This is a genomic window from Streptomyces sp. NPDC051664 (assembly GCF_044453545.1).
In the GTDB taxonomy this organism is placed as follows: Bacteria; Actinomycetota; Actinomycetes; order Streptomycetales; family Streptomycetaceae; genus Streptomyces.
In genome coordinates this window covers 350,620-368,861 of the sequence record NZ_JBITCU010000004.1, presented here as the reverse complement: position 1 = coordinate 368,861, position 18,242 = coordinate 350,620, and the positions used below count along the sequence as shown (strand labels likewise).

Genomic DNA, 18,242 nt, shown 5'->3' with positions numbered 1-18,242 from the left:
CCGCGAGCGGGAGGCGCCTCGTGAACCGAGGGGACATGCAACAGACGCAAGCGCGGCCTGCTAGGTCTGAGGCGCGCAGGCTCGCAGCGCAACTTGTAGCATACGGGGGCAGCCGGGCAGGGTCAATGCGCGAAGGTGCACACCCGGGGCACAAGGGCCCAAACCCGACACAATTCTTGTTCCCCGAGGCCACATCGGCCCCGGCCGTGTTGCGTGAGTACGGTTCCGTACCCACAGCTGCCCCCAAGGTACGTACCGCGTGCAACGGGGTGAAGGCAAACTACAACGACGGACACGATGAGCCAAGAGATCTACGCCGCCGAACCCGAAGCGACACGCCGCAGCGCCGGGAAGGCGGAGAGCAGCCGGGCCAGTCGCGGCTGGTGGGACCGGCATGCCGACGAGTACCAGAGCGACCACGGCGCCTTCCTCGGCGACGACCGTTTCGTCTGGGGTCCGGAGGGTCTCGACGAGGCCGACGCCGGTCTGCTCGGCCCCGCCGAGTCGCTGAGCGGCCTGGCAGTCCTGGAAATCGGTGCGGGCGCGGCGCAGTGCTCGCGCTGGCTGGCGGCCCGCGGCGCCCGCCCCGTCGCCCTCGACCTCTCCCACCGCCAGCTCCAGCACGCACTGCGGATCGGCGGCGGGGTGCCGCTCGTGGAGGCGGACGCCGGGACGCTGCCGTTCCGGGACGGCTCCTTCGACCTGGCCTGCTCCGCCTACGGAGCGGTGCCGTTCGTCGCCGACCCGGTCCAGATCTTCCGCGAGGTGCACCGGGTGCTGCGCCCGGGGGGCCGCTGGGTCTTCTCGGTGACGCACCCGATCCGCTGGGCGTTCCCTGACGAGCCGGGCCCCGAGGGCCTGTCGGTCGCCGCCTCGTACTTCGACCGCACTCCGTACGTCGAGCAGGACGAGCAGGGCCACGCCGTGTACGTCGAGCACCACCGGACCGTGGGCGACCGGGTGCGGGACGTGGTGGCCGGCGGGTTCCGGCTGGTCGACCTGGTCGAGCCGGAGTGGCCGGCCTGGAACGACCAGGAGTGGGGCGGCTGGTCCCCGCTGCGCGGAAACCTGATCCCGGGCACGGCAATCTTCGTCTGCGTACGCGACTGAGCACTCCTGCTGCATGGCGTACGGGACCGACCGTGCGCCGTGCAGGTCGTACGGGACCGAGCGCCCGCCGTGCGGTACCGGGCGCCGGTCGTACGAGACTGGGGGCGTGATCCGTACCGACGCCCTCGACCGGCTGCCCGTCCGTACCGCCGTGCCCGCGCTCCGGCAGGCGCTCGACGACCGGGGTGTCGCGGTGCTCTGCGCACCGCCCGGCACCGGCAAGACGACGCTGGTCCCGCTGGTCCTCGCGGGCCTGGTCGGCGGCGGCCCTGCGCGCCGTGTGGTGGTCGCCGAGCCGCGCCGGATCGCGGCCCGGGCGGCGGCGCGGCGGATGGCGTGGCTACTCGGGGAGCAGACCGGGCGGCGCGTCGGGTTCACCGTGCGCGGGGAGCGTGTCGTGGGGCGCGACACGGTGGTGGAGGTCGTGACCACCGGCGTGCTCCTGCAACGGCTCCAGCGCGACCAGGAGCTCGCCGGGGTCGACGCGGTGATCATCGACGAGTGCCACGAACGGCACCTGGACGCGGACACGGTCGCCGCGTTCCTCCTCGACGTACGGGAGGCGATCCGGCCCGATCTGCGGCTGGTCGCCGCGTCGGCGACGACGGACGCGCAGGGCTGGGCCCGGCTGCTCGGCGACGCACCGGTGGTCGAGGCGCAGGGCGTGTCGCACCCGGTGGAGGTGGTGTGGGCCCCGCCGGTGAGGCCGGTCAGGCCGCCGCACGGGATGCGGGTCGACCCGGCGCTGCTGACCCATGTCGCCTCGGTGGTGCGCCGGGCGCTCGCCGAGCGGGACGGCGATGTGCTGTGTTTCCTGCCGGGCGTCGGTGAGATCGGCCGCGTCGCGGGACAGCTGACGGGGGTACTGGCAGAGGTTCTGCAGGTGCACGGGCGGGCTCCGGCGGCGGTCCAGGACGCCGTGCTGGCAGGTTCGTCGGAGGGCCGCCGGGTGGTGCTCGCGACCTCCGTCGCCGAGTCGTCGCTGACGGTGCCAGGGGTGCGGATCGTCGTCGATTCGGGCCTGGCCAGGGAGCCGCGTACCGATCATGCGCGGGGACTGAGCGCGCTGACGACCGTACGGGCCTCGCAGGCGGCGGGCAGGCAGCGGGCGGGCCGGGCGGGGCGTGAGGCACCGGGGGCGGTGTACCGGTGCTGGGAGCAGGGGGAGGACGGGCGGCTGGCCCGTTTCCCGTCGCCGGAGATCAAGGTGGCCGATCTGGCGGCGTTCGCGCTGCAGGCGGCGTGCTGGGGCGATCCGGACGCGTCGGGTCTGGCGCTCCTGGATCCGCCGCCGGCCGGTGCGATGGGCGCGGCCCGCGAGACGCTGACGGCGGTCGGCGCGGTGGACGCGGACGGCCGGGTGACCGACCGGGGCGTACGGATGTCCCGGCTGGGTCTGCATCCGCGGCTCGCGCGGGCGCTCCTGGACGGTGCGGCCGAGGTCGGCGGCCGCCGGGCGGCCGAGGTGGTGGCGCTGCTGAGCGAGGAGCCGCCGCGGGAGTACGGGGACGACCTGGCGGCCGCACTGCGTACCGCACGACGGGGCGGGGACGGCTATGCGGCGCGCTGGCGGCAGGAGGTACGGCGGCTGTCGTCGTCCATCGAAGGCAGCGGCGAGGGTTCCGGCCGGAGTGGTTCGGACGATGCGGCCGTCGGCCTGGTGTCGGCGCTGGCCTTTCCGGAACGGGTGGCGCGGGCCCGCGGCGAAGGGGCCTTCCTGATGGCGTCGGGGACGGGCGCGGAGCTGCGGGACGGGTCGCGGCTGCGCAGTGCGCCGTGGTTGGCCGTCGCGGTCGCGGACCGGCCGGCGCACGCGGCGTCCGCCCGGGTGCGACTCGCCGCCGTCATCGACGAGGACACTGCGCGGCTGGCCGCCGGGCATCTGCGGTTCTCCGGCGAGGAGGTCCGCTGGGTGGGCGGCGACGTGGTGGCGCGCTCGGTGGAACGGCTGGGCGCCGTCGAACTGTCGGTGCGCGCGCTGAAGCAGCCGGGGCCCGAGCTGGTGCGGGCGGCGCTGGTGGACGGGCTCGAGCGCGAGGGGCTCGGACTGCTGCGCTGGACCCGGGAGACCGGACAACTGCGCGAGCGGCTCGCCTTTCTGCACCGGGAGCTGGGCACCCCGTGGCCGGATGTGTCGGACGGTGCGCTGCTCGCCCGTACCGAGGAGTGGCTGGAGCCCGAACTGTCCCGGGCCCGCCGCCGCTCCGACCTGGCGAGGATCGACGCCGGGCAGGCGCTGCGCCGGCTCCTGCCGTGGGCGACCGGCGAGGCGGCCCGGCTGGACGAGTTGGCACCGGAGCGCATCGAGGTGCCGAGCGGGTCGCGGATCCGGGTGGAGTACGGCGGCGAGCAGCCCGTGCTTGCGGTGAAGCTCCAGGAGCTGTTCGGTCTCGCCGAGACACCGAAGGTGGCCGGGGTGCCCGTGCTCGTCCATCTGCTCTCCCCCGCCGGCCGCCCGGCGGCGGTCACCGCGGATCTGGCGTCGTTCTGGCGGGACGGATACCGGGCGGTGCGGGCGGATCTGCGCGGCCGCTACCCGAAGCATCCGTGGCCGGCGGACCCGACGACGGTGGAGGCGACCCGGTACACGTCGGCGCGGCTCAGGCGGGAGTAGGCACCGGATCCGGTGCGGATGCGGCGGCCGGCTGCGGGCCGCCCGGCCGCCGGGAGCGCGCCTCCAGCCACAGCGCGAGCGCGAGCAGCCCGGCGGCGAGCACCAGGAAGCCCCACGGCAGGTACGAGGTGAGCAGCAGGACCAGCACCCGCTGGGACTTCACCAGGGCGACGGTGTACTCGATGTAGTCCTCGCGCATCTTCACGTGCCCGGCGAATGCGGTGACCGTGTCCTGGGGCATGCCCATCGCCTTCGCGTTGCGCAGCTCCTCCTTGTGGATCTCCTCGCCGTTGACGGGCGCGCCGGTGACCGGGTCGACCCAGAACATCCGCTTGGTGGTGTACCAGCGGGTCATGCCCGTCTTGGCGACCTGCTCGGCGGTGACGCCCTTGATCGGCATCTTCTTCGGCATCGGGACCTCGGTCCACGGGATGGTCTGCTCGAAGTAGTAGACGTCCATGCCGCGGAACTTGCGGGTGCCCTTGTAGTGGATGGGCGAGGTGGTGCGGCTCTGAGCGTCGAAGTACTCGTAGTCGCGTTTCTGGGTGAGGAACGGCCACTTGAACTCGATGCCCTGGCGCTCGACCGGGTCGCCGTCGACCATCTCGCCGGTGGCGTGGACTGGGGCCTGGCTGTGCGCGTCGAAGATGTAGCGCTCGGGGATCTCCGAGACCATCTTGCCGTTCGGGTCGACGACGTAGCTGAGTCCGTCCCAGACGACGACGTCGCGGCCGGCGCTGCGCTCGATCTTCTCGGACGCCTCCACATTGCCCTTGAGGGTCTGCACGATGGTGACCTTGGGGACCTGTTTGACCTTCATGCCGTCGTTGTAGTCGAGGAGGGTGGCGGGCTTCGCCTCCAGCACCATCTCCTGGTACTGGCTCGGGGGGATCTTCGCCAGCCTCGGGAAGGCGTACCAGCGCAGCAGGGGTGACAGGGCGGCGAAGAACACGGCGAAGGCCAGGAGTACGAGGCCGGCTCGGCGGCGCATGGCGCCCTCCCTCTACTTCTTGGGGCCGGGGACGTTGGTCAGCAGGGGTTGGGGCGAGGTCTCGCCGGGGGGTGCGCCGATCGCGCTGATGGTGAACACGAGGGCGAGGGCCGCGGCCAGCCCGATGGCGGCGGCGATGACTGCACGCATGCTCGGCCTCCCGGAGAGCGCTGATCTGATGGGTCGTCAGGGTTGGGGCACCGTAGCAACGCAGGCGCGAGATGAGAACACGTGGAGCAGCCCCTGTGCCGGGTGGTGGCACAGGGGCTGCTCGGTGAAACGCGGTGCGGGGCGTCAGGCGGCGGGGGCCTCGACCGTGAGCTCGATGACGACTGTGGCGCCGCCCTCGGTGGTCAGGCGGAGCTTGTACGTGCCCGCGGTGTCGTCGGCGTAGATCTTCGGGAGCGTCAGCGTGCCGTCGGCGTCGGTCTTCAGCTCCGTCAGGGTGCGGACCGTGTTGCCGTCCGGGTCCTTGAAGTACGGACCCTTGTCGTTCTCGGCCGGAGTGTCCGCGTCGGTGATCATCGTGGCGGTGACGGCGACACCGGACGCGATCGCGCCCTTGTAGGTCGCCTTGACCTCGACGGCGTCGGCGAACTCGGCGCCGGGCGCCGCGGTCAGCGTCTTGTCGTCGGTCCGGGCGATGGCGTCGGCCTGCCGGGCGGTGACGGTCGCGGTGTACATGACGGCCGGCAGCGAGCGGCCGGTGGCGATGGCCCGGACGGTGAACTTCCCCGTCGTCTCGCCCGCTTGCAGCACCGGGGCGGTCACCGTGCCGTCGGATCCGGTGGCCAGGGTGACCGCGCTCTTCCCGCCCTCGAAGCGGGCGTCCGTGTCACCGGCGATGGTGAACGTCACGGACACCTTGGCGAGCGGCCCGCCGAGGCTGTTCTTCGCCCGTACCTTGATCCGCTCGGCGAACGCGTCGCCCGCGGTGGCGGTCAGCGCACCGGTGCCCGCGTTCTCCACACCGGCGAGGGTCTGGGACGGCTTGGGGGGCTGGGTGGCCGGGGGCGTGGGGGGCTTCGGGTCGGTCGAACCGCCGCCCGGTTTCGACGGCTTCGGGTCCGGGTCCGGGTCCGGCTTAGCGGGCGGGGTCGGGGACGGCGAGGTGCCGGGGTCCGGGCTCGGGTCCGAACCACCGTCGAGGGGCGGCGGGACGACGCCGGTGCCGTCGGGGACCTCGTGCGTGCCGCGCTTGTAGTAGTCGAACCAGGAGCGGACCGTACGCAGGTATTCGTTCGAGTGGTTGTAGCTGAGGACCGCCCGGTCGAGATCGGCCGCGAGCGCCAGATCGCGGGAGCCGGCGCAGAGGTAGTGCCCGGCGGCGAGCGCCGCGTCATAGATGTTGTTGGGGTCCTTGCGGCCGTCGTCGTTGCCGTCCTGGCCCCAGGTCGCCCATGTCGACGGGATGAACTGCATCGGGCCGACCGCACGGTCGTGCGTCGAGTCCCCGTCGTACGCCCCGTTGTCGGTGTCCTTGATCATCGCGAAGCCCTGGCCGTTGAGGACCGGGCCGAGGATCGGGGAGAACGTGGTGCCGTTCGCGTCGACCCGGCCGCCCCGGGCCTGGCCGGACTCCACCTTGCCGATCGCAGCGAGGAGTTGCCACGGCAGCCGGCAGGCGGCGTCGCTGCTCGCGATGGACTGCTGGGCCTTCTTGTACGCAGCCAGGATCGAGGCCGGTATGCCGGACTCCGCACTGCCGGTGATCGGCAGATTGGTGGACGTACCGGGCTTGTTGGGGGAAACCAGCGGCGGCAGGTCCGTGTAGTACGGCGAGTTGCCGGTTGCCGCCCTGTCGTCCGAGGGTGCGGACCCGGCTGTGCGCTGGTCACCGCCGCCACCGTCCGATGCGAGCACCGCTCCGGGGCCCTGTGACGCGGAGAGCGCCGCCACAGCAACTGCCGCCACCGCAGTGGTGGTCGCCCCTCGGCGCAGTCGGCGACCGAATTGCGCTGCCATACGTCTGGTCCCTCCCCATCGACGGCCCGCGCTCCCCAGCGCGAGGACTCAGGCGACCCTACGGCAACTTGCGCCGCCCGAACACAGTGGCCTGACCGATTTTTATTGGTATTTCACGTTCCGGACCGCAAGTTGAACGGCAGGTGTCGGGTGTCCATCGGATGCGCACGACCGTGCTCGCGCATACTTGCGGCCATGCCGTTCACCCTCAGCCATGCCGCTGCCGTACTGCCGGTCGTCCGACGCAACGGCACCGCGCGCGGGCCGCTCTTCGCTTCGGCCCTCGTCGCGGGTTCGTTCGCCCCCGACATGACGTACTACGCGGATACGGCTGTCCCGGGCGCAATGGAGTTCGGTCAGGTCACGCATGCCGTGTGGGGCGTGTTCACGGTGGACGTCCTGATCACCGCGGCCGTGGTGGCGCTGTGGCTGCTGCTGCGCGAACCGGTCGTGGCGCTGCTGCCGGGAGCGTGGCAGGGGCGCGTGCACACCTTCGTACGCGGAGAACGGCAGGGCCCGTGGAGGGTGCGGGACGGTGCGTGGTTCGTCGTGTCGGCGGTCATCGGGGCGGGCACGCACGTGGTGTGGGACGCGTTCACCCATCACGACAGGTGGGGCACCCGGCTGGTGCCGGTCCTCAATGAGAACGTCGGCGGCTTTCCGGTGTTCCAGTGCGTGCAGTACGGCAGTTCGGCGGTGGCACTGACCGTGCTCGCCTGGTTCACCGCGTCCGCGCTGCGACGGACCGGGGCGCGGCCCGTCCAACCGTCCGTACCGGTCCTCGACCGCCGGGCACGGTGGTGCGCGGGCGCCCTGCTGAGCGTCTGCGTACTCCTCGGCATCGTCCACCGGTGCGCCCGCTGGTATGCGTACTTCGGGCACATCGACACACCGCTGGACATCATCCCGACCGCCTGCTTCGGCGCCGGAGCAGGCCTTGCGGTCGGCCTGGTGCTGTACGGAACCTGGATACGGCTCCGAGCCCGGCCCCGGGACGAGCCACCCACCGCCACCGCACCACCCGGTCACCGGACAGACCTGATGACAAGCCCGCCGGACAGCCCCTGAGGGTGTCCGGCCGACCGGGCCGGACACCTCTGGGAATCCCTGCGCCCGGGCGGGCGCCGCGTCACTGCCGGGTCAGTGCGCCGCGGACTCCCAGTCCGCGCCGACACCGACCGAGACGTCCAGCGGGGCACGCAACTGCACCGCCGTCGACATCTCGTGGCGCAAGATCTCCTCGACCTGCTTGCGCTCGCCCTTGGCGATCTCCAGCACGATTTCGTCGTGGACCTGGAGCAGCATCCGCGACGTCAGCTTCGCGTCGGTCAGCGCCCGGTCGACGTGGAGCATGGCGACCTTGACGATGTCCGCCGCCGTGCCCTGGATGGGCGCGTTGAGCGCCATCCGCTCGGCCGTCTCGCGGCGCTGCCGGTTGTCGCTGTTCAGGTCCGGGAGGTAGCGGCGGCGGCCGAACACCGTCTCCGTGTAGCCGGTGGCCCGGGCCTCCTCCACCACCCGGCGCAGATAGTCACGGACACCGCCGAACCGCTCGAAGTACGTGTCCATCAGGCCGCGCGCCTCGCCCGCCTCGATGTTCAGCTGCTGCGAGAGACCGAACGCGGAGAGCCCGTACGCCAGTCCGTAACTCATGGCCTTGATCTTGCGGCGCATCTCCGGGTCGACGGCGGACTTGTCGACGCCGAAGACCTGCGACGCGACCGTGGTGTGCAGGTCCTCGCCGGACATGAACGCCTCGATCAGGCCCGCGTCCTCCGACAGGTGGGCCATCACCCGCAGTTCGATCTGGCTGTAGTCGGCCGTCATCAGCGTCTCGAACCCGTCGCCGACGACGAAGCCGCGCCGGATCGCCCGGCCCTCGTCGGTGCGGACCGGGATGTTCTGCAGATTGGGGTCGGTCGACGAGAGCCGGCCGGTCGCCGCCACGGTCTGGTTGAACGTGGTGTGGATACGGCCGTCCGCCGCGATCGTCTTGACGAGGCCCTCGACCGTGACCCGCAGCTTCGCCTGCTCGCGGTGGCGCAGCATGATGACCGGCAGCTCGTGCTCCGTCTGCGCGGCCAGCCACGCGAGCGCGTCCGCGTCCGTCGTGTAACCGGTCTTCGTCTTCTTCGTCCTGGGCAGGCCCAGCTCACCGAAGAGGACCTCCTGGAGCTGCTTGGGCGAGCCCAGGTTGAACTCGCGGCCCACCGCCGCGTGCGCCTCCTTCACCGCCTGCTGGACGGCGCCGGCGAACTGCTGCTCCATCGATTCGAGATGCTCCCGGCCTGCCGCGATGCCGTGCCGCTCCAGCCGGGCCAGCAGCGCGGACGTCGGCAGCTCCATGCCGTGGAGCAGCTCGGCCGCACCGACCTCCTTCAGCCGGGCGGCGAACGCCTCCCCGAGGTCCAGGACCGCGCGGGCCTGCGCCATCAGCGCATCGGCCTCCGCCTGGTCGTCCGCACCGAACGCCAGCTGCCCGTCCGCCGCCGCGGGGGCCAGCTCCCGGCCCAGGTACTCCACCGCCAGCGCGTCCAGTGCGAACGAACGGCGGCCGGGCTTGACCAGATAGGCGGCCAGCGCCGTGTCCATCGTGACGCCCTCGACCTGCCAGCCGTGCTCGGGGAACACCCGCATCGCACTCTTCGCGTTGTGCATGACCTTCGGCTGCCCGGCGTCCGCGATCCACGCGGCGAACGCCCGCTCGTCCGCCTCGTCGAGCCGCGCCGGGTCGAACCACGCCGCCGCCCCGTCGGCCGCGGCCAGCGCGATCTCCGTGACACTGCCGGCGCCCAGCGCCCACGTGTCGACCGAGGCGACACCCAGCGGCTGCCCGCCGTGCTCGGCCAGCCACGGCGCGAGCTCGCCCGCAGCCAGCACCGCACCGTCCAGCTCGATGCCCGCAGCAGGAGCCGGAGCCTCGTCCTCCGCAGCCCCCGGATCCACGGCGAGCAGCCGCTCGCGCAGGCTCGGATTACGGATCTCCAGCACATCCAGCACACCCGTGACCGCCGAGCGGTCGTACGGCGCGCGCTCCAGGTCCTGCGGAGTCTTCGGCAGCTCCACGTCACGGACCATCTCGGTCAGCCGACGGTTCAGCTTCACGGAATCCAGGTGGTCCCGGAAGTTCTGCCCGGCCTTCCCCTTGACCTCGTCCGCACGCGCGACGAGGTCGTCGAACGAACCGAACTGGTTGATCCACTTCGCCGCCGTCTTCTCCCCGACGCCCGGAATACCCGGCAGGTTGTCCGACGGGTCCCCGCGCAGCGCCGCGAAGTCCGGGTACTGCTGCGGCGTCAGCCCGTACTTCTCCTCGACCTTCTCCGGAGTGAACCGCGTCAGCTCCGAGACACCCTTGGTCGGGTACAGCACCGTGACGTTGTCCGTGATCAGCTGGAACGAATCCCGGTCACCGGTGACGATCAGCACCTCGAACCCGGCCGCCTCCGCCTGCGTCGCCAGCGTGGCGATCACATCGTCCGCCTCGAAGCCGTCGACCGCGAAACGATCGGCGTGCATCGCGTCCAGCAGCTCGCCGATCAGCTCGACCTGCCCCTTGAACTCGTCCGGCGTCTTCGAACGATTCGCCTTGTACTCGGGGAACTCCTGCGACCGCCACGTCCGGCGCGAAACGTCGAACGCCACCGCGAAATGCGTGGGCCCCTCATCACGCAACGTGTTCGCCAGCATCGACGCGAAGCCGTACACCGCGTTCGTCGGCTGCCCCGCCCCCGTCGTGAAATTCTCCGCAGGCAGCGCAAAGAACGCCCGGTACGCCAGGGAGTGCCCGTCCATCAGGAGCAGGCGCGGTCGGTTGTCTGCCGTCTTCTTCGATGCCGTCTCAGCCACGCCCCCGATCCTGCCACGGCCCACTGACAATCCGGACCGCAAGCCACTCGCCCGGCACACGCCCCGCGCCGCGTGACACGATCGACGACAGGAACAACCACAGGAACGCATGCAGCGACACCGCGCAGGTTCGCAGCTGGCTCAAAGGGGAGCACAATGGCCACCAAGCCGCCCACCGGTGACCCGGTCCAGGACGCACCGCACGTCGAACCGGCCCGGCGCTCGGCCGCCGGCATCCCCGCCGTCGCCCACAGCCTGCGCATCGCCCAGCAGCAGATGGGCATCCGCCGCACCGCCCGGACCCTCCTCAAGGTCAACCAGAAGGACGGCTTCGACTGCCCCGGCTGCGCCTGGCCCGAGGGCGACAAACGGCACACCGCCGAATTCTGCGAAAACGGCGCCAAGGCCGTCGCCGAAGAAGCCACCCTGCGCCGCGTCACTCCGGACTTCTTCGCCGCACACCCCGTCGCCGACCTCGCCGGCCGCAGCGGGTACTGGCTCGGCCAGCAGGGCCGCATCACCCAGCCGATGTACCTGCCCGAAAGCGCCGACCGGTACGAAGCGGTGACCTGGGAACACGCCTTCGACATCATCGCCGAGGAACTGCGCGCCCTCGACTCCCCGGACGAAGCGCTCTTCTACACCTCCGGCCGCACCAGCAACGAGGCCGCGTTCCTGCTCCAGCTGTTCGCCCGCGAATTCGGCACCAACAACCTGCCGGACTGCTCCAACATGTGCCACGAGTCCTCCGGCTCCGCACTCATGGAAACCATCGGCGTCGGCAAGGGCAGCGTCTCCCTCGAGGACCTCCACCACGCCGACCTGATCATCGTCGCCGGACAGAACCCCGGCACCAACCACCCCCGGATGCTCTCCGCCCTGGAGAAGGCCAAAGCCGCAGGCGCCAGGGTCATCTCGGTGAACCCGCTGCCCGAAGCCGGACTGGAGCGGTTCAAGAACCCCCAGACACCCCAGGGCATGATCAAGGGCACCGCCCTCAACGACCTGTTCCTGCAGATCCGTATCGGCGGCGACCAGGCCCTCTTCCGGCTCCTCAACAAGATGATCCTGGAGACCGAAGGCGCCGTCGACGACACATTCGTGACCGAACACACCCACGGCTACGAAGAGTTCGCGGCCGCCGCCCGCGCCGCCGACTGGGACGAGACCCTCACCGCCACCGGCCTCGACCGCACCGCCATCGAGCAGGCCCTCACCATGATCCTCGCCTCGAAGCGCACCATCGTGTGCTGGGCCATGGGCCTCACCCAGCACAAACACTCCGTGGCCACCATCCGCGAAGTCGTCAACTTCCTTCTGCTGCGCGGCAACATCGGCCGCCCCGGCGCCGGGGTCTGCCCCGTCCGCGGCCACTCCAACGTCCAGGGCGACCGCACCATGGGCATCTTCGAACGCCCCGCACCCGAATTCCTCGACGCCCTCGACAAGGAATTCGGCATCACCTCACCGCGCCACCACGGCTACGACGTCGTCCGCTCCATCCAGGCCCTGCGCGACGGCGACGCGAAGATCTTCTTCGCCATGGGCGGCAACTTCGTCGCGGCGACCCCCGACACCCACGTCACCGAAGCCGCCATGCGCCGCGCCCGCCTCACCGTCCACGTCTCCACGAAGCTCAACCGCTCGCACGCCGTCACCGGCCGCCGCGCCCTGATCCTGCCCACCCTCGGCCGCACCGACAAGGACGTCCAGGCAAGCGGCAAGCAGTTCGTCACCGTCGAGGACTCCATGAGCAAGGTCCACGCCTCACGCGGCAACCTCGCCCCCGCAAGCCCCCACCTGCTCTCCGAACCCGCCATCGTCGCCCGCCTCGCCCGCGCCGTCCTCGGCCCCGAATCCACCACCGACTGGGAAGAGTTCGAGAAGGACTACGCCACGATCCGCGACCGCATCTCCCGCGTCGTCCCCGGCTTCGCGAACTTCAACGCCCGCGTCGCCCGCCCCGGGGGCTTCACCCTCCCGCACCCACCGCGCGACTCCCGCCGCTTCCCCACCACCACCGGCAAGGCCAACTTCACCGCGGCCCCCGTCGAATACCCCGAACTCCCCGAAGGCCGGCTGCTGCTGCAGACCCTGCGCTCCCACGACCAGTACAACACCACGATCTACGGCCTCGACGACCGCTACCGCGGCATCAAGGGCGGCCGCCGCGTCGTCCTGGTCAACCCCGACGACGCCCGCACCCTCGGCCTCACCGACGGCGCATACACGGACCTCGTCAGTGAATGGAAGGACGGCACCGAACGCCGGGCACCCGGCTTCCGCATCGTCCACTACCCCACCGCCCGCGGCTGCGCCGCCGCCTACTACCCCGAGACCAACGTGCTGGTCCCCCTCGACTCCACCGCCGACACCAGCAACACCCCCGCCAGCAAGTCCGTCGTCATCCGCTTCGAGAACATCCAGAGCCGGAGCGTCCAGGAGCAGGACATACCGGAAGAATCCGCACCCACATCCCGCTAAGCGTTCGCTCAGTCGTCTGGTAAGAACGATGCACACAGCAATAAAGCTATGAACCACCGCAGACGATCGGAGCCGGACCCCATGGGCGAGCACACCGCACCCAAGTTCCCCCAGGAGATCATCGACGAGTACGCCGCACTCGGCGTCGACCTGCCCGCCCTCTTCTCCGCCGGCCACCTCGGCGAACGCATGGGCGTCCAGATCGTCGAAGCCTCCGCGGACCGCGTCGTCGGCACCATGCCCGTCGAAGGCAACACCCAGCCCTACGGACTCCTGCACGGCGGCGCCTCCGCCGTCCTCGCCGAGACCCTCGGCTCCGTCGGCAGCATGCTCCACGGCGGCGCCACCAAGCTCGCCGTCGGTGTCGACCTGAACTGCACCCATCACCGAGGGGCACGGAGCGGACTCGTCACCGGCGTCGCCACCCCCGTACACCGCGGCCGCTCCACCGCCACGTACGAGATCGTCATCACCGACGAACAGGACAAGCGCGTCTGCACCGCACGCCTCACCTGCCTGCTGCGCGACGCCCCCAAGCCCGCCGCCGCCTGACGCACCGGCACCGCACCACACCTCTGCCCGGCCCGGACCACAAACCCGGCCGGGCAGCGCCATATCCACCCACAACCACCCGCGCAGAAACGGGCGTTGAGCAACTTCCACCCCCAACGCTCTTGACCGCACAACCAGTTGTATGGCCCACTCAACAGCCACACACACCCCACGGACACCACGGGGCGTGGACCACACCGCCCCCCGGCGTAACACTGCGTAACAGGCGCGCAATACCCGGGCACCGCCGGGCGGCACACAGGACCCGGCCCCTCGGCCGCCGGGCACTTCGACGCGCCCGCACCGCCCCCGCGACGCGACAGCACCAAGATCGCTTCAAGCCCCTTAGCAGAGCTGCGCGTTCTCAGAATGCGGTCACTTCACCGTCCAGCAAAAAGCCGTACATGTCCGCACAGCCACCTCAAGCCTTCCTCAACGTCATAACAAGACAGTCACATCCTCAGCCGACCCATCCCCGACCCCGCCACCTGCGCCTAGAGTCACGGCCAGTCACCGCGCCGCCGGGCGCGTCTGCTGCACGGCCCTGTACCAACCCAGTACGGCCCGGCGAACGACACGGCACCTCAAGCAGAGGAGGCCGCGCCAGGGAAAGGACTTTTCGTGCGACACCGTTCTTTGCTCATCCTCACCACAGTGCTCACCACCGGAGCACTGACGCTCACCGCCTGCGGGTCGCGCGACGACAGCAAGAACAGCAGCGGCGGCGACGACAACCAGACCGTCGTCATCGGCGTCGACGCGCCCCTGACCGGCGACCTCTCCGCGCTCGGTCTCGGCATCAAGAACTCCGCCGACCTCGCCGTCAACCTGGCGAACAAGAACAAGACGGTCCCCGGCGTCACGTTCAAGATTCAGCCCCTCGACGACCAGGCCCAGCCCTCCGTCGGAGGGCAGAACGCCCAGAAGTTCATCGACAACAAGGACGTCCTCGGCGTTGTCGGTCCCCTGAACTCCAGCGTCTCGCAGTCGATGCAGAAGCCGCTCAACGACGCCAGCCTCACCCAGATCTCCCCCGCCAACACGGGCACCGAGCTGACCCAGGGCAACGACTGGAAGACCGGCGACAAGCAGCGCCCCTTCAAGACCTACTTCCGCACCGCCACCACGGACCAGATCCAGGGTGCCTTCGCTGCGAAGTACCTCTTCAACAACGCGAAGATCAAGAACGTCTACCTGATCGACGACCAGAAGACCTACGGCGCCGGCCTGGCTGCCTCCTTCAAGGCGACGTTCACCGAGCTCGGCGGCAAGATCGTCGGCGCCGACCACGTCAACCCCGACGACCGCGACTTCAACGCCGTCGTCACCAAGGTCAAGAAGTCCGGCGCCAAGGCCGTCTACTACGGCGGTGAATACCCCGCCGGCGCACCCCTGAGCCAGCAGCTCAAGGACAGCGTCCAGATCCCCCTCATGGGCGGCGACGGCATGTACAGCGCCGACTTCATCAAGCTCAACAAGAAGGCCCAGGGCGACATCGCCACCTCCGTCGGCAAGCCCGTCGAGGAGCTCGACTCCGCCAAGAAGTTCATCGCGGACTACAAGACGGCCGGCTACAAGGACGCCTACGAGGCCTACGGCGGCGGTACCTACGACGCCACCATGGCCATCATCGAGGCCGTCAAGGCCGTCGTCGCCGCCAACGACGGCAAGCTCCCCTCCGACCCCCGCGCCAAGGTCCTCGACGCGGTCGGCAAGGTCAACTTCGACGGCGTGACCGGCCCCGTCTCCTTCGACGAGTACGGCGACACCACCAACACCATGATGACCGCCTACCAGGTCGACGGCGGCAAGTGGGTCTCCAAGCTCAGCGAGGCCTACAAGTAGGACTGCCAAGCCCTACCGGTCACCCATAGCAAGCAACCAGGCCGCGCGGGGGCGCTACCAGCGCTCCCGCGCGGTGCCATATCCGAACCACTCCACGGAGGCCCTGCGGTGAACGAACTGCCGCAACAGCTGGCCAATGGACTCATCCTCGGCGCGATGTACGGTCTCATCGCGATCGGTTACACGATGGTCTACGGAATCATCCAGCTCATCAACTTTGCCCACGGCGAGATCTTCATGATCGGAGGCTTCGGAGCTCTCACCGTGTACCTCTGGATGCCGGCCGGCTCCAACCTCCTCGCAATCGTCCCTCTCATGATCATCGGCGGCGTCATATGCTCCGTCGCCGTCAGCGTCGCCGCCGAACGCTTCGCCTACCGGCCGCTGCGCACCGCCCCCAGACTCGCCCCGCTGATCACCGCGATCGGACTCTCCCTCGCACTCCAGCAGGCCATCTGGAAGTGGTACCCCAACGCCACGAAGGACCACCCCTTCCCGCAGTTCAAGGGCGACGCCTTCGGTATCTTCGGCGCCAACATCCAACGCGGTGACCTCTTCGTCCTCATCGCCGCACCCGTCTGCATGATCGCCCTCGGACTCTTCGTCTCCAAGACCCGCTCCGGCCGCGGCATGCAAGCAACCTCGCAGGACCCCGACACCGCCAAGCTCATGGGCATCAACACCGACCGCATCATCGTCATGGCCTTCGCCATCGGTGCCGCGTTCGCAGCCGTCGCAGCCGTCGCCTACGGGCTCAAGAACGGCCAGATCGGCTTCCGCATGGGCTTCATCATGGGCCTCAAGGCCTTCACGGCAGCCGTACTCGGCGGCATCGGCAACATCTACGGCGCCATGCTCGGCGGAGTCGTACTCGGCGTCGCCGAATCCCTCGCCACCGGCTACATGAGCGACGTCCCCGGCATGGACCTCTTCGGCGGCGGCGCCTGGAAGGACGTGTGGGCCTTCGTCCTCCTTATCGTCGTCCTGCTGCTCCGGCCCCAGGGCCTGCTCGGCGAACGCGTCGCGGATCGGGCGTGATACGGATGACCACCCAGAGCACACTCATCCCACTGCCCGCACCGATCGCCCGCCTCGCCACCATCGCAGGCGCCGCCATCGCACTCGCCGGCACCTTCCTCGCCTGGACCTGGACCACCGACTTCCCCGGCGACCTCACGGTCACCGGCTACCCCGGCGGCCTTCAGGTCCTCACCCTCACCGGCGCCGCCCTCACCCTCCTCTTCGCACTCAGCGGATACGGCATCCGAGGACTCCGCTGGCTCACCCCCGGCGGCACCAACAGCCCCGTCCGGCTCCTCGCCCTCGGCACCCTCGGCACCACCGGGTACACCATGGGCGCCATCTCCTACGAGCTCGGCGGCGTCGTCAACCTCGAACCCGGCGCATGGGTCAGCGGCATCGGCGCACTCATCGCCATCATCGCCGCACTCGCACTCCCCAGCGACGAACCCCTCTCCCAGCGCGAACCCCGGCCGGGCGCCTGGCAGCGCTTCCGCAACAGCCTCGCCGCACCCGCGGCAACCCGCGCCAAAACACTCCCCGCCTGGGCCGAAATCCTCATCATCACGGCAGCCTTCGGCACCATGCTGTACGTCTTCACCTACGGCATCGGCATCCCCACCGAAGACTCCGAACAGTTCATCGGCTTCCTCATCACCGCAGCCTTCGCGTTCACCGCTGTCACCCGCGCGGGACTCATCTCCCGCATCACCGCGCTGACCACGAAGCACCGCAACGTCGCCCTCACCGCAGCCCTGGTCGCAGCACTCTGCTTCCCCTTCACCCAGGACACCGCGGAATACACCCTCATCGGCGCGAACATCCTCATCTTCGCGACCGTCGCCCTCGGCCTCAACGTCGTCGTCGGCCTCGCCGGCCTCCTCGACCTCGGCTACGTCGCCTTCCTCGGTGTCGGCGCCTACACCGCGGCCCTCGTCTCCGGCGCACCCCTCGCCGCCATCGGCGTCCACTTCCCCTTCTGGGCCGCTGTCCTCACCGGAGCCGCAGTCTCACTCGTCTTCGGCGTCCTCATCGGCGCCCCGACCCTCCGACTGCGCGGCGACTACCTCGCCATCGTCACCCTCGGCTTCGGTGAAATCTTCCGCGTCACCGTCAACAACCTCAACGGCAACAGCGGACCCGACCTCACCAACGGCTCCCAAGGCATCCCCAGCATCCCGGACCTCAACCTCTTCGGGATCGACTTCGGACTCAGCCACGACATCGGCCCCTTCACCCTCAGCAGGCCGGCCAACTACTACCTGCTGATGCTCGTCGTCACCGCCGTCGTCGTCCTCGTGTTCCGCCGCTCCGGTGAATCCCGCATCGGCCGCGCCTGGGTCGCCATCCGCGAAGACGAAACCGCCGCCACCGCCATGGGCATCAACGCCTTCCGGCTCAAGCTGCTCGCCTTCGCCCTCGGCGCCACCCTCGCCGGCCTCGCCGGCACCGTCCAGGCACACGTCAACTACACCGTGACGCCCGAGCAGTACCAGTTCGCCGGCTCCGTACCCCCGAACTCCGCGTTCCTCCTCGCCGCCGTCATCCTCGGCGGCATGGGAACCCTCAGCGGACCCTTCGTCGGCGCAGCACTGCTCTACCTCATCCCGGCCAAACTCCAGTTCATGCAGGACTACCAGCTGTTCCTCTTCGGCATCGCGCTCATCCTCCTGATGCGCTTCCGCCCCGAAGGCCTGGTCGCCGACCGCAGGAAGCAGCTCGAATTCCACGAGAACGACCCCATCGACGTACCGGAACCACGGCAGTCCGAAGAAACCGGCGCCGGCATCGCCAAGGCGGGGGCGTGACCAC

At 70.0% G+C, this 18,242-nt stretch carries 12 protein-coding genes; 8 read left to right on the top strand and 4 right to left on the bottom strand.

Translation table 11 applies throughout. The features are described from left to right. Window positions 1-297: 297 nt before the first annotated feature. Window positions 298-1,110, top strand: a complete 813-nt coding sequence (locus tag ACIA8E_RS10705; protein ID WP_399296568.1) for a class I SAM-dependent methyltransferase — start codon at window positions 298-300, stop codon at window positions 1,108-1,110. A 106-nt stretch (window positions 1,111-1,216) separates the two neighbouring features. Then, a complete protein-coding gene (gene hrpB / locus ACIA8E_RS10700) occupies window positions 1,217-3,724 on the top strand; it encodes an ATP-dependent helicase HrpB (protein WP_399296566.1) in 2,508 nt (835 codons plus the stop codon). On the opposite strand, the gene ACIA8E_RS10695 is transcribed toward hrpB, so the two are convergent. The 3 genes from ACIA8E_RS10695 to ACIA8E_RS10685 form a co-directional block, all read right to left on the bottom strand. After that, complete coding sequence (locus ACIA8E_RS10695; protein ID WP_399296564.1) at window positions 3,711-4,715, bottom strand: DUF3068 domain-containing protein; 1,005 nt, start codon at window positions 4,713-4,715, stop codon at window positions 3,711-3,713. The genes hrpB and ACIA8E_RS10695 overlap by 14 nt on opposite strands. Window positions 4,716-4,727: 12 nt before the next feature. After that, window positions 4,728-4,865, bottom strand: coding sequence for an SPW_0924 family protein (locus ACIA8E_RS10690; protein WP_399296562.1), 138 nt, complete (start codon window positions 4,863-4,865; stop codon window positions 4,728-4,730). A 144-nt stretch (window positions 4,866-5,009) separates the two neighbouring features. Beyond that, window positions 5,010-6,680 (bottom strand): lytic murein transglycosylase, encoded by a 1,671-nt coding sequence (locus ACIA8E_RS10685; protein WP_399296560.1) that lies wholly within the window; start codon window positions 6,678-6,680, stop codon window positions 5,010-5,012. Between the two features lie 195 nt (window positions 6,681-6,875). Between ACIA8E_RS10685 and ACIA8E_RS10680 the strand changes: the two genes are divergently transcribed. Beyond that, on the top strand, window positions 6,876-7,748 hold the full coding sequence (locus ACIA8E_RS10680; protein ID WP_399296558.1) for a DUF4184 family protein: 873 nt from the start codon (window positions 6,876-6,878) through the stop codon (window positions 7,746-7,748). Window positions 7,749-7,820: 72 nt separating this feature from the next. Here ACIA8E_RS10680 and polA read toward each other — a convergent pair whose 3' ends face one another. Next, entirely contained in the window at window positions 7,821-10,529 is a 2,709-nt protein-coding gene (polA, locus tag ACIA8E_RS10675; protein ID WP_399296556.1) for a DNA polymerase I, read from the bottom strand. 156 nt (window positions 10,530-10,685) lie between these two features. Between polA and ACIA8E_RS10670 the strand changes: the two genes are divergently transcribed. From ACIA8E_RS10670 to ACIA8E_RS10650, 5 genes are all read left to right on the top strand, one after another. Beyond that, window positions 10,686-13,013, top strand: coding sequence for an FdhF/YdeP family oxidoreductase (locus tag ACIA8E_RS10670; protein WP_399296554.1), 2,328 nt, complete (start codon window positions 10,686-10,688; stop codon window positions 13,011-13,013). A gap of 81 nt (window positions 13,014-13,094) precedes the next feature. Further along, entirely contained in the window at window positions 13,095-13,565 is a 471-nt protein-coding gene (locus ACIA8E_RS10665) for a PaaI family thioesterase (RefSeq protein ID WP_399296552.1), read from the top strand. A 636-nt stretch (window positions 13,566-14,201) separates the two neighbouring features. Beyond that, window positions 14,202-15,410, top strand: a complete 1,209-nt coding sequence (locus ACIA8E_RS10660; RefSeq protein ID WP_399296821.1) for a branched-chain amino acid ABC transporter substrate-binding protein — start codon at window positions 14,202-14,204, stop codon at window positions 15,408-15,410. A gap of 108 nt (window positions 15,411-15,518) precedes the next feature. After that, window positions 15,519-16,448 carry a branched-chain amino acid ABC transporter permease gene (locus tag ACIA8E_RS10655; RefSeq protein WP_355778953.1) on the top strand — a complete coding sequence of 310 codons (930 nt, stop codon included), beginning with the start codon at window positions 15,519-15,521 and terminating at the stop codon, window positions 16,446-16,448. A 5-nt stretch (window positions 16,449-16,453) separates the two neighbouring features. Further along, complete coding sequence (locus ACIA8E_RS10650; RefSeq protein WP_399296550.1) at window positions 16,454-18,238, top strand: branched-chain amino acid ABC transporter permease; 1,785 nt, start codon at window positions 16,454-16,456, stop codon at window positions 18,236-18,238. The last annotated feature ends 4 nt before the right edge of the window (window positions 18,239-18,242 follow it).